General features: G+C 68.9%; 12 protein-coding genes and 1 tRNA gene. 8 read left to right on the plus strand and 5 right to left on the minus strand.

The features are described 5' to 3' along the window. Positions 1–192: 192 nt before the first annotated feature. The 3 genes from HC028_RS10230 to HC028_RS10240 all read left to right on the plus strand — a co-directional run bounded on the left by HC028_RS10230 (position 193) and on the right by HC028_RS10240 (position 3,344). Positions 193–1,074: a polysaccharide deacetylase family protein gene (locus HC028_RS10230; RefSeq protein WP_239075350.1), complete on the plus strand. Its 882-nt coding sequence runs from the start codon at positions 193–195 to the stop codon at positions 1,072–1,074. Between the two features lie 167 nt (positions 1,075–1,241). Beyond that, entirely contained in the window at positions 1,242–2,852 is a 1,611-nt protein-coding gene (locus HC028_RS10235; RefSeq protein WP_239075351.1) for a methyl-accepting chemotaxis protein, read from the plus strand. A gap of 165 nt (positions 2,853–3,017) precedes the next feature. After that, positions 3,018–3,344 carry an STAS domain-containing protein gene (locus HC028_RS10240; protein WP_168075700.1) on the plus strand — a complete coding sequence of 109 codons (327 nt, stop codon included), beginning with the start codon at positions 3,018–3,020 and terminating at the stop codon, positions 3,342–3,344. Between the two features lie 13 nt (positions 3,345–3,357). Here HC028_RS10240 and HC028_RS10245 read toward each other — a convergent pair whose 3' ends face one another. After that, positions 3,358–5,241 carry a DUF6311 domain-containing protein gene (locus HC028_RS10245; protein WP_476742326.1) on the minus strand — a complete coding sequence of 628 codons (1,884 nt, stop codon included), beginning with the start codon at positions 5,239–5,241 and terminating at the stop codon, positions 3,358–3,360. Between the two features lie 41 nt (positions 5,242–5,282). On the opposite strand from HC028_RS10245, the gene HC028_RS10250 reads away from it, so the two are divergent. The 3 genes from HC028_RS10250 to HC028_RS10260 all read left to right on the plus strand — a co-directional run bounded on the left by HC028_RS10250 (position 5,283) and on the right by HC028_RS10260 (position 6,511). After that, positions 5,283–5,366 (plus strand) — tRNA-Leu (locus HC028_RS10250). 81 nt (positions 5,367–5,447) lie between these two features. Continuing rightward, positions 5,448–6,194 carry a Bax inhibitor-1/YccA family protein gene (locus HC028_RS10255; protein ID WP_168075702.1) on the plus strand — a complete coding sequence of 249 codons (747 nt, stop codon included), beginning with the start codon at positions 5,448–5,450 and terminating at the stop codon, positions 6,192–6,194. Beyond that, the gene (locus HC028_RS10260) at positions 6,191–6,511 is read left to right on the plus strand and encodes a hypothetical protein (protein WP_168075704.1); all 321 of its coding nucleotides are present in this window, start codon (positions 6,191–6,193) and stop codon (positions 6,509–6,511) included. The genes HC028_RS10255 and HC028_RS10260 overlap by 4 nt, the downstream gene beginning before the upstream one ends. Positions 6,512–6,568: 57 nt before the next feature. Here the strand turns inward: HC028_RS10260 and HC028_RS10265 are convergent, their stop codons facing one another. From HC028_RS10265 to HC028_RS10280, 4 genes are all read right to left on the minus strand, one after another. Beyond that, positions 6,569–7,816, minus strand: a complete 1,248-nt coding sequence (locus tag HC028_RS10265) for an acetyl-CoA C-acetyltransferase (RefSeq protein WP_168075706.1) — start codon at positions 7,814–7,816, stop codon at positions 6,569–6,571. A 58-nt stretch (positions 7,817–7,874) separates the two neighbouring features. Then, positions 7,875–8,654: an SGNH/GDSL hydrolase family protein gene (locus HC028_RS10270; RefSeq protein WP_168075708.1), complete on the minus strand. Its 780-nt coding sequence runs from the start codon at positions 8,652–8,654 to the stop codon at positions 7,875–7,877. A 13-nt stretch (positions 8,655–8,667) separates the two neighbouring features. Then, positions 8,668–9,717: an SGNH/GDSL hydrolase family protein gene (locus HC028_RS10275; RefSeq protein ID WP_168075710.1), complete on the minus strand. Its 1,050-nt coding sequence runs from the start codon at positions 9,715–9,717 to the stop codon at positions 8,668–8,670. 144 nt (positions 9,718–9,861) lie between these two features. Further along, positions 9,862–10,272, minus strand: a complete 411-nt coding sequence (locus tag HC028_RS10280; RefSeq protein ID WP_168075712.1) for a PPOX class F420-dependent oxidoreductase — start codon at positions 10,270–10,272, stop codon at positions 9,862–9,864. Positions 10,273–10,428: 156 nt separating this feature from the next. Here HC028_RS10280 and HC028_RS10285 point away from each other — a divergent pair, with 156 nt between their 5' ends. Beyond that, a complete protein-coding gene (locus HC028_RS10285) occupies positions 10,429–10,809 on the plus strand; it encodes a YkvA family protein (protein WP_168075714.1) in 381 nt (126 codons plus the stop codon). Positions 10,810–10,838: 29 nt separating this feature from the next. Then, positions 10,839–12,203, plus strand: a complete 1,365-nt coding sequence (locus tag HC028_RS10290) for a cystathionine beta-synthase (RefSeq protein ID WP_168075716.1) — start codon at positions 10,839–10,841, stop codon at positions 12,201–12,203. Positions 12,204–12,209 lie beyond the last annotated feature (6 nt).

Here is a 12,209-nt window from a genome sequence, read left to right on the forward strand (position 1 = left end):
TCGATGATGTTTGCGCCGCCAGAGCTGTCCAAGGTGGACGGTTGGGGTCATTGAGCAGATCTTGGCCCGTGCGCAAGCCGCTGTGAGGATGTAGCCAGACCCGGAATCCGAGGGTCCACGGGGCAGCGCACCCTACGTGCATTTCGGTATGTTGACGATGCCCCTGCCCGTACATCCGGGAGTCTTTCTGTCGTGCGTCGCGTCATGCCGTTTCTCGCCGTTCTCATAGTTTCCGTTCTTGCCGCGGCCGGCTGCGGCGAGAACGTTGCCGTTCGGGCGGCCAACGCCAAGCCGATCACGCCGCCGAGCGCGCCGCCGTCGCCGTCCAGCACCGCCACGAGTCCCTCCTCGCCGGCCGTGACACACGCACCGCTGCGGGAAGCGGCGCCCGCGCCCATCCCAGCCGCCGGGCGCGGTCCGGCCGGTTCGCTCACCACGACCGGCTCCGACGCGGTGGCGTTGACGTTCGACGACGGGCCCGATCCGAAGAACACGAATGACCTGCTCGACCTGCTCCGGGACCAGGGGGTCAAGGCCACGTTCTGTGTGGTCGGCTCCCGGGCGAAGGCCCATCCCGCGGTGATCAGGCGCATCGTGGCGGAGGGGCACACGCTGTGCAACCACTCCTGGCAGCACCTGTACAACCTGTCCGAGCGGGACGACAAGTACCTGATGGGGGACCTGCGGTCGACCAACGACGCGATCCACGCCGCCGCTCCCGATGCAAAGATCGAGTACTTCCGGGCGCCGGGCGGCTACTTCACGCGCCGGCTCGTCGACTTCGCCGCGCGGCTCAACATGAAGCCGATCTACTGGAGCGTCGATGACCAGTGCTGGCAGAGCAACAAGTACGGCGTCGGGCCGGCGATGACCAACCACATCACGACCATGGTGCAGCGCGAGACCCGGCCCGGCGGGATCATCCTGTCGCACGACAACGGCAAGCCGTACACCATTGCGACCTACCGGTCGCTGTTGCCATGGCTGAAGTCGAAGTTCCGGCTGGAAGCGCTGCCGACGAGCGCACCACTACCTGATCTGCCGAGCCGGGCGAAGGACCTGCGGGACCGCTAGACGTGAGGTGGCGTCGCTCGGCGAGTTGCACCGGCCGCGGGACGGTGCAGCGAGAGATGAATTACATCCGCTGCAAATCTGCAGGTAGGGCATAATCTTGCCGATGTGAGCCGCTGTTACGTTCCGTAGTGAGAGGCTCAGTTGGCATGTCCCATCCTCGTTCGTCCGTGCCTGCCCCCCGAGGCGGCAAGCTGCTCGCGACTTTGCTTCTTGATCGCAAGCTCAACACCAAGATTCTGCTGGCCATCGGGGTGATGGCGTTCGTCGCGATCGCCGTCGGCGTCCTGTCGATCTCGCGAATGAGCAGCCTGAACGCCGCCACGCACGACGTGTACGACAGAGGGATGGTCCGCCAGCGGGCGCTCACCGAACTCTCCTCCAACATGGACGTCGTACGCCGCAATGTCCTCAATCACGCGGTGTCGAGCACGCCGGAGTCAATGGCCAAGCAGGAGAAGGTGATCGAGGGGAACTTCGCCGCGGTCGCCAGCGGTCTCGACGCATACGAAAAGGGGACCAAGCAACTCGAGCTGGTCAGGCAGTTGCGGACGGCCTGGACGCAGTACGAAAAAGAGATCAACGAGCAGATGCTGCCGGCCAGCCGGCGCGGCGACAAGGCGGCCGTCGAGCGGATCCGCGACACGGTAACCGCGCCACTGGCCACCAAGGCTGATGAGGCTATCAAGAAAATCATCGATAACCAGCGAGCGGACGCTCAGCAGACGTTGGCCGACGCTGAGAGCTCCTACAACTCCGCTCGCACGCTGATCGTCGTCCTGCTGGTTGCCGGTGTCCTGCTGGCGCTCGGCTTCGGCGTGCTCGTGGCCCGTTCGATCGTCTCCGCGGTGGCGAAGGTGGCCAACGTGGCCGCCGGCCTGGCCGTCGGGGACCTCACCCGGAGCGCGGGTGTGACCAGCCGCGACGAGGTCGGCCAGATGGCCGCCGCGCTGGATTCCGCGACCGCGACGCTGCGCGAGACCGTGCAGAAGGTCGGCGGCAGCAGCGAGGCGCTCGCCGGCGCCTCGGAAGAACTGTCCGCGGCCAGCCAGCAGATCGCCGCCGGCGCGGAGGAGACCGCCGTGCAGGCCGGCGCCGTCTCCGCGGCCGCCGAGCAGGTGTCCCGCAACGTACAGACCGTCTCCGCGGCGTCGGAGGAGATGAGTTCGTCGATCCGGGAGATCGCCGGCAGCGCTGCCGAGGCCGCGCAGGTGGCCGAAAGCGCCGTGGCGGTCGCGCAGTCGGCCAACGGCATCGTGTCCCAGCTGGGGCAGTCCTCGGTCGAGATCGGCAACGTGATCAAGGTGATCACCTCGATCGCCGAGCAGACCAACCTGCTCGCCCTCAACGCCACGATCGAGGCGGCGCGCGCCGGCGAGGCGGGCAAGGGCTTCGCGGTCGTGGCCAGCGAGGTCAAGGACCTGGCTCAGGAGACGGCGAAGGCGACCGAGGACATCTCGCGGCGTATCGATGCGATCCAGTCCGACACCGAAGCGGCGGTGCAGGCGATCGCCCAGATCACCGAGGTCATCGAGAAGATCAGCAACCACTCCACGACGATCGCGTCGGCGGTGGAGGAGCAGACCGCCACCACCGGCGAGATCGGCCGGAACGTCACCGAGGCGGCTACCGGCTCGACCGAGATCGCCTCCAACATCACCGGGGTCGCCAGCGCGGCCCAGACCACCACCACCGCGGTCGCGGATTCCCAGCGCTCGGCGCAGGAGCTGGCGCGCATGTCGACCGAGCTGCAGCAGTTGGTCGGTCAGTTCCGGTACTGACACCGATCTGAGTCCGATCAGGGGGGCGTCGACACCAGTATGTGTCGACGCCCCCTATTCCGTCAGTGCGGTCCCGGTAGATGTGGGTTTGTTGGACGCGTTGATGCAGCTGGCGGGTGAGGTGGTGCGCCGCGTGCCGTGGCAGCGGATTTTAAGGAGAAGAAAGTGCGATTCGCTCATTCGGTCGGCCATGCGCACGGCGAGATCGTCATCGCTGTTACCGGAGAAGCCGACTTGATGAGCGCCGAGCAGCTACGCCAACTCTTGTTCGACGCGATGGTCCAGCGACCGACGAGGCTCACCGTCGACCTCGGTGGGTTGACCTTTATCGACTCTGCCAGTCTCTATCCCCTGGTCGCGGCACGGCGAGCAGCAAGGCGTCACGGGTGCGTATTCCGCGTCGTCAAGCCACAAGGGCAGGTGCTACGTGTTCTCATCCTGGCCGGACTGCTTGCCACTCTCACCGGAACCGACTCGGCCGGCGAGGCGTGAAGCCGAGCCCCACCTAGGCCCCGTTGAACCGCCACACCGTCACGTCGGCCGCCTGCCGGCCCGGGCCGAACAGCGCCTCGAGGGTCTGGCGTAGCTGGACCCCGTTGACCTGGTCGCGGTCGGCCAGGACCAGGCACGACGCCCCCCAGTACGCGATATCCTCGCGGGCCCGATCCTGGTCGGCCGCCGTGATCTCGGGCACCATCCCGGTGCGCTCGACGGCGTTGAGTAGCTGGGAGGTCGGGCGCGAGTAGATGCCTATCGACGCCCGGCCACCGGCGGCATAGGGCCCGATGAAGAAGCCCTCCGGGATGGCGAAGGCGGCGTTGGCCGCTGTCGCCCAGCGCATTTTGTCCGGGTTGCCGGGGTTGGGCAGCGGTGCCGGTACGAGGACCCCGCCGGGCCGTACGCACTCGCGCCACTGACCCTCGGTGAAGAACCGGGGGGCCGGGGCCCGCTCGATGGTGGGCAGCGGTTTCGGCACGAGCGGCAGCAGGGCCAGGGCCGCGATCGCCGGCACGAGCAGGCGCAGGTCCCGGCGGTCGTCGCGGAGTGCCCGGTCGATCATCATGGCGAGCACGATCGCGAAGACCGGGATGAGGACGAGGGCAAACCGGGTCGGCAGCGCCCCGTCGATCACCGGTAGCCCGTGCAGCAGCCGGTACGGGCCGCTCTGTCCGGTCCGCGTGCCGTTGACCACGATGCGGGGCCCGAGCGCGAGGGCAGCCATGATCAGGCCGGTGACGGCGCTGGCGAGGACGACCGGGCGCCGCCACAGCCAGCCGACGGCCCCGACGATGACGAGCAGCAGCGGTACGCCGAAGAACGTGTTGTACTCCGCCGGGCCGCTGACCAGCCGGGCCGCCGCCGGGATGCCGAACCAGGACAGCGGCGAGAACGACCAGAATCCCCGCAGGTCGGCGGAGAAGAAATCGGGCGAGAACGGCCCGTTGGGCACGTGCTGTGGTCCGGAGAACTGGACCGACAGTGGGTAGGCCAGCACGAGAACGGCGAGCGTGGCGCCGACGGCCAGGCCACTCGCGAGCGGCCGGAACGCCCGGCCCGCGCGCTTCGGGGTGATCAGCGCGTACACCAGGCAGAACAGTGCCAGCGTCGCCGCGGTGAGGAACAGGACCTCCTCGCCCAGGAACAGTTGTACGCACACGATCGCGCCGAGCAGCGCGCCGGTGCCGGCGACGCGGCGCATCCAGCGCAGGCGGGGGAGGTCGCCCGGCGTACGGGCGAGCCGCACCACGCACCACACGACCGCGGGGACCAGCCACTGTGCCGTGATGTGCAGGTGGGCGTTGGCCTGCGAGACCATGCCCGGGGCGTATGCGCAGAACGCCGCGCCGGTCGCGGCGGCGGCCCGGTGCAGCCGCAGCGTACGGGAGAGCAGCAGGTACCAGGCGATGCCGGTGGCCGCGAGGTTGCCGGCGACGGCGATCGCGAAGCTGACCGGAGCGCCCAGCGTGAACGTCACCGGGGCGAGGATCACGCCGAGGACGACCATGGACGCGTTGCTGAGCAGGTTGATGCCGTCGGGCGCGTTCAGCAGGTGGCTGACCAGGTGCAGGTCGCCGGTCCAGAAGCGGCCCCCCTGCGCCAGGAGCCATTCGACGAGCGCCTGATCATGGGGATTAAGGGCCAATGCCCGGTTTGTTGGGCTTACTAGCAGGCGGTGCGTGAGCGCTACTCCTGCCAGGAGCAGCGCCGCGCAGACCGACAGGTCTGCCAGACCGGGCCCGCGCCTGGCAGAAACAGGTGTGTGGGGAGTGGACGACTGAGCCGGTCGGTCGGTGTTTTTCGGCTGCTCAGCGCCCTCGGAGTTCTCAGCGGCCGACGGCAGGGTAGTCACCCGGACGACGGTAACCCGGACCAGTAAGCCGGTGTGCACTCAGTCCCTCACCCGTTACCGTGAACGCATTCGCCTCACCGGCCCGGGTGGTGGAAAGGCAGACACGGCCGCCTTAAAAGCGGCTGCCGCGAGGCGTGCGGGTTCGACCCCCGCCCCGGGCACCATGTCCCTGTAATCTTTTTTAAGCCTTATTGCAGGTAGGCGGTAATCTTGTGACGTCCTAATTCGTGGGTGGGAGGCCGCCAGTGCAAAGTTCCAATCCGGTTCTGACCCGGCTCGGTGAGACCGCTTCACGGGAGCGCCTGTCCGCCGGCCGCATGATGACCCTCGACGACGTCGTCGTTCGTACCGTCGGGCTGCTCGCCCTCACCGGTGTGAGCGGTGCCCTGAGTTGGAACCTCATTCCCGAGTCGCCGGTCATGTTCCTGGCCATGGTCGGCTCGGTGCTGGCCGGCCTGGTCCTGGGTCTGGTCATTTCGTTCGCCCGAATTACCAACCCGTTCGTCATCGGCGCCTACGCCGTGATCCAGGGCATCCTCCTCGGCGTCGTCAGCCGCTACTACGAGCGAGCCTTCGACGGCATCGTGATACAGGCGGTCATCGGCACGTTCGGCGTGTTCGCCGGCATGGCCGTGCTCTACAAGATGCGGGTGCTGCGGGCTACTCCCAAGTTCACCCGGTTCGTTATCGGTGCCCTCATCGGCGTCGTGGTGATGAGCCTGGCCAACTGGATCCTGGCGATGGTCACCGGCGAGTCGCCGCTGCGGGCCAACAGCGCCACGGGCGAGGTCGGCTGGCTGCCGATCGTCTTCAGCCTGGTCTGCATCGGGGTCGGCGCGCTGACGTTCATCCTGGACTTCGACATGATCGAGAAGGGCGTGAATTACGGGCTGCCGGAGAAGTACTCGTGGTACTGCGCCTTCGGTCTGCTTGCCGGCCTGGTCTTCCTGTACTGGGAGATCCTGCGACTGCTGAGCTACCTGCGCCGATGACCACCGAGTTGAGCCGCGCGGTCGACCGGCTGCTCAACCATGTATCGCACTGGACGCCGCCCCGGTGGGCGGCGTCCGCTGCGTCGGGGGCCGGTACGCGGGCGGACGTGATGTACGCGCTGCTCCAGCGACTCGCCGATCTCGCGGCCGACACCGAGGGGCAGCCGCACCGAGTCGTACCGCGCCTGGACAACCTGCTGGGCCTGCCCGACCAGCTACGGGTGATCGTGACCGACCTGGTCGTGGCGAACCCCGACGAGGCGACGCTCGCGACCGCGACCCACCTCGTCAACGAGACGAACACGTCGATCGACTAGTAGAACCAATGGCGGCCCGGGAGATCTCCCGGGCCGCCATTGGCTTCAGGACCGATGTCAGGACAGGCGCTCGATCACCATGGCCATGCCCTGGCCACCGCCGACGCACATGGTCTCCAGGCCGATGCTCTTGTCGTGCCAGTCGAGCGCGTTGATCAGGGTGCCGGTGATGCGCGCCCCGGTCATGCCGAACGGGTGGCCGACGGCGATCGCCCCGCCCATCACGTTGAGCTTCTCCAGCGGAATGCCGAGCTGCTGGTACGAGGGGATCACCTGCGCGGCGAACGCCTCGTTGATCTCGACCAGGTCCACGTCGTTGATGCTCATGCCGGCGCGGGCGAGGGCCTGCTTCGACGCTTCGACCGGGCCCAGTCCCATGATCTCCGGTGACAGGGCGGTCACGCCGGTGGACACGATCCGGGCCAGCGGCGTGATGCCGAGCTCCCGGGCCTTCGTGTCAGACATGATCACCACGGCGGCGGCGCCGTCGTTGAGCGGGCAGCAGTTGGCGGCCGTGATCCGCCCGTCGGGCCGGAACACCGGCTTGAGCCCCGCTACCGCCTCGTACGTGACGCCGGCGCGCGGGCCGTCGTCGGTCGACACGACCTCGCCGGACGGCGTCGTCACGGGCGTGATCTCGCGGGCCCAGAAACCGTCGGCGATCGCCTTCTCGGCCAGGTTCTGGCTGCGGACACCGAACCGGTCCATCTCGTCGCGGCTGACGTCGTACACCTGCGCGAGGTTCTCGGCGGTCTGGCCCATGGAGATGTAGATGTCGGGCCGGTCGCCCTGGTCCCGCGGGTCGGTCCAGGTCGGCGCACCGCCCTGGGAGCGTTTCTCGGTACGGGCGCCGGCCTCGGCGAACTTCGGGTTCTCCCAGCCCCCGCCCACTGCGGCCTGGGCCTCCGGCGGCAGGCCGTCGGAGTTGCCGCGGACGTACCGGGAGACCATCTCCACGCCGGCGGAGATGAACACGTCGCCCTCACCGGCCTTGATGGCGTGGAACGCCATCCGGGTGGTCTGCAGCGACGAGGCACAGTACCGGGTCAGCGTGGCGCCGGGTAGGTGGTCGTAGCCGGCCAGCACCGATACGACGCGGGCCATGTTGAAGCCCTGCTCGCCCCCTGGCAGACCGCACCCGAGGTAAAGGTCGTCGATCTCACGCGGGTCGAGCTGGGGCACCTTGCCGAGGGCGGCGTTGACAATGGTGGCGGCGAGGTCGTCGGGACGGACCTCCCGCAGGGATCCCTTGACCGCCCGGCCGATGGGGGAGCGGGCGGTCGCGACAATGACGGCTTCGGGCATGCCGGTCACGTTACCCGTGTTGCTACCCGCCGGTAAGTTGACTTCGTCACTGATGTCTTTACCGCGGGACCGCGGCGGCCTCGGTCACCGCGGGCAGCAACGCATGCGCCCAGACGCGGTACCCGTCGGCCGACGGGTGGTAACCGTCGTGGCAGTAGGTGCCCGCGTCGGCCCGGAACACCGCGCCGGTCTGTCCGGCCAGGTCGACGGGGACCGCGCCGAAGGCGATGACCGCGGCCGTCTGCGCCCTGGCCAGTCGCCGCGCCTGCCAGCCGACCAACTGGCGCAGTGGCGGCGGGAACGCTCGCGCAGAGCCGAGGTCGGGGCAGGTGCCGACCACGACCGCCACCCCGGCGGCGCACAACCGACGCACGGCCGAAGCGAGGTCGTCGGCGGCCTCCTCTGGTGGGGTGAAGTGGATCGCGTCGTTGCCGCCCACGAGAATCACCGCGACATCGGGTCGGGTGCCGACCAGCGCCCGCGCCACCTGCGTACCGAGGTCGCCCGAGCGGGAGCCGGAGACCGCCACGCTGGACAGTTCCACCCGCCGGCCGCCGGGGGCGTCGGCCAGCAGCCTCGCGAGTTGGCCGCCGACGGTGTCGGTGACGCGTTCGACGCCGACACCGAGCGCGGTCGAGTCGCCCAGGAGTACCAACCGCAGCTCAGGCGCCCCGGAGTTGCCCAGCGACGCCCGCATCGCCAAGCGCAGATCGGGCTGCGCGTATCTGCGGCTGCGCGCCAGCATCGCCTGTCCAGCCAGGACCGCCGCGCCGCCGACAGTACCGGCGATCACCGTGACCGCGGCCGCCTGCCCGAGACGCCGGATGACGCTGCTCATGCTGCCTGCTCGCTCATGTGCCACTCCACTCGGACGCCTGCTGCTCTTGCTGCTCCTGCTGCAAGCGTACGTGCGACGGATCGGTGGGATGCTCCGTGCGCCGCCACACCCGGCGGCGCAGCTGCGCCCACGCCCCGGCCGGTCCGTGGTCCCGACCGGCGACCTGGACGGCGCTCAATTCGGTACCGGCGCGTTCGACGGCTTCGATGGCCGCGGCCGGCAGGCTGCGCACCCCTTCGCCCCGACCGAGGTGGGAGCGGCTGGTGTGGTCCTCATCAGTCAACGCCGCGATCACGGTTGTCAGGAGCGCGGCGGCGGCCACCGCGTACCCGTCGCCGGAGGGGTGGAACCGGTCCCAACTGAACATCCGGTCGGGCTCGGCCGCGAACGCGGGGCCCAGCAGGTCACCTAAGGAGACAGTGCGCCCGCCAGCCTGGACCACGGCCACCGTCTGGGCCGCGGCCAACTGCCGGCTCGAGCGGCGCGCCACCCAGCGCAGCGGCGGCTGGATCGGCTGGATCGTGCCGAGGTCCGGGCAGGTGCCGACGACGACCTCCGCGCCGGCCTCTTTCAACGCCCGTACGGCCTTGACGAGATGGCGGACCGACTCGTTCAGTGGCTGGCGGTGGGTCACGTCGTTGCCCCCGACCAGGATGATCGCCACGTCGGGTCCGATCTCGATTGCCCGCTCCACCTGGGGGCCGAGGGTGCGGGATTCGGCACCGACGACGGCCAGGCAGTGCAGGGTGACGGGGCGGCGTAACTCTTCCGACAGCCCGGCCGCGATCAGCGCACCGGGGGTGTTGCGCGCCACATCCGCCCCGTACCCCGCGGCGGTCGAGTCACCGAGCACCGTGATGGTGATCGGCTCGCCGTCGTGCTCGGTGCCGTACCGGCCGTCACAGCGTGGCGGCGGCGCCTCGGCCATCGGGATCACGCGCCGGGCCCGCATGGCCTGACCGACGACCAGCCCGGTCAGTACGGCTCCGACCGCGGTCAGGCTGCCGGCGCCGTAAGCGCCTGCCGTGGCGATTCGGCGTACGTGACTGCTCGTCTGCGCCATTGGTCCTCCCGCACGGTGATGCGTCCAATGATCGCTCAGCTTCGCCCGGGTTGCCGGTCGGAAACTGACGTCTTAGGTACATACCAACCACAGGAGTACCGCTCGCGCGGTGCGGTTCAGGAGCCAAAGCGCGTCATCCGGGTGTCATCCCGAGCGGTCGGGGCCGGCCCGGGTCGGTTCGATGCGGATCAGTACCCGCTGCTCACGCTCCATCGCGGCGCGGTAGTCGGCCCAGTCCGGGTGCTCGCCGGAGACCCGCCGGTAGTAGTCGACGAGCGGCTCCATCGCCTCGGGCAGGTCGACGATCGTGGCCCGCCCCTCCACCTGAATCCAGCGTCCGAAGAAGGTGTCCGGCAGCACGCAGACGTACGCCTGCGGATCGCGGCGCAGGTTGCGCACCTTGTACGCGGTCTGCCGGCTGCTGATGACAATGTATCCGTCGTCGTCGACGGCGACGGTGACCGGTGACATCTGCGGCGAGCAGTCGGCACGCCGGGTGGCGAGTACGGCGCGGTGTTGCTCCGCGACAATCGCGCGGGCGGCATCGAGATCCATGACCCGATTCTTGCGCCTCGGGCGCCGCCGCGCCTGCTCCCATCGTGGCGCTCTCGTCATCCGTTCGGGTGGCCGCGGTGGCGCGCACCGGGCACCATGGAGGGCGCCCGGCCCATTCGGGTCGGCGAATGCTCACCGAGGGCGATGAGGTACACCATGGTGGGAACCTTGCGACGGCGAATGGCCTGGACGGCGCTCCTCCGTGTCTTCAAGCCCGGTACGCCGGGCCTGGGCAAGCGGATCGCGGCAATACCGCGAATGATCGCCGCGACGATGCGGGGCCAGTACGACGGCAAGTCCCGGCTGGCCATGACGGCGGTCGCGGGGATGTATATCGTCTCGCCGGTCGACGTCGTACCCGAGGCGGTGTTCCTGCTGCTCGGCCTCGTCGACGATGCCGCGGTGGTGGCGTGGCTCGCCGGGGCGATCCTGGACGAGACCGAGCGGTTCCTGGAGTGGGAGCGCCAACAAGCGATGACCATTCCGGGTCAGAGCGTTCCTGGCTTTCCATCTGACGGTCGCGGTCGACCGGCATAAAGGTCGATCACGGCGCTAGGCTGGCGCCCGTGCGCTACTACGACAACGTCGTCGAGTTGATCGGCAACACGCCACTCGTCCGGCTTCGCAACGTCACCGAAGGCATCTCCGCGACGGTGCTCGCCAAGGTCGAGTACTTAAACCCCGGTGGAAGCGTGAAGGACCGGATCGCGCTCCGCATGATCGACGAGGCCGAGAAGGCCGGGCTACTCAAGCCGGGCGGCACGATCGTCGAACCGACCAGCGGCAACACCGGCGTCGGACTCGCCCTGGTCGCCCAGTTGCGCGGGTACAAGTGCGTGTTCGTCTGCCCCGACAAGGTCAGCGAGGACAAGCAGAACGTGCTCCGGGCGTACGGCGCCGAGGTGGTCGTCTGCCCGACGGCCGTCGCGCCCGAGGACCCGCGGTCGTACTACAACGTCTCCGACCGGCTCGCCCGCGAGATTCCGGGGGCGTGGAAGCCCGACCAGTACTCCAACCAGAGCAACCCGCTGTCGCACTACGAGCAGACCGGGCCGGAGATCTGGGAGCAGACCGAGGGGCGGATCACCCACTTCGTGGCCGGTGTCGGCACCGGCGGCACGATCTCCGGGATCGGTCGCTACCTGCGCGAGGCGTCCAAGGGTGCCGTGAAGATCATTGGGGCGGACCCGGAGGGTTCGGTCTACTCCGGCGGCACCGGCCGGCCCTACCTGGTCGAGGGCGTGGGCGAGGACTTCTGGCCGGAGACCTACGACCGGGACATCTGCGACGGGATCATCGAGGTCTCCGACAAGGAGTCGTTCCTGCTCACCCGGCGGCTCGCCCGCGAGGAGGGCCTGCTGGTCGGTGGCTCCTGCGGCATGGCCGTCGCGGCGGCGCTCAAGGTTGCCCGCCGGGCCGACCCCGACGACGTGATCGTTGTGCTGCTACCCGACGGTGGCCGGGGATATCTTTCCAAGATCTTCAACGATGCGTGGATGACCCGGTACGGCTTCCTGTCCAGCCATCAGGACGGCGCGACGGTCGCCGACGTGCTGGCGCGCAAGGGCGGCAAGATCCCGGAGATGGTGCACGTACACCCGAGCGAGACGGTGCGCGAGGCCATCGACATCATGCGCGAGTACGGGGTGTCGCAGTTGCCCGTGCTGAAGGCCGAGCCGCCCGTGGTGACCGGCGAGGTGGCCGGCTCGATCGCCGAGCGGGACCTGCTCGACGCGCTGTTCACCGGCCAGGCCCACCTGCACGACATGCTCGACAAGCACATGGGCGACCCGCTCCCGATGATCGGCGGCGGCCAGCCGGTGGCCGAGGCGGTCGCACTGCTGGAGAAGTCCGACGCGGCCATCGTCCTCATCGACGGCAAGCCCAAGGGCGTGATCACCCGCCAGGATCTGCTGAGCTTCCTGAGCTAGCTACTG

Origin of the sequence: Planosporangium flavigriseum, assembly GCF_011947225.1 — a bacterium.
In the GTDB taxonomy this organism is placed as follows: Bacteria; Actinomycetota; Actinomycetes; order Mycobacteriales; family Micromonosporaceae; genus Planosporangium; species Planosporangium flavigriseum.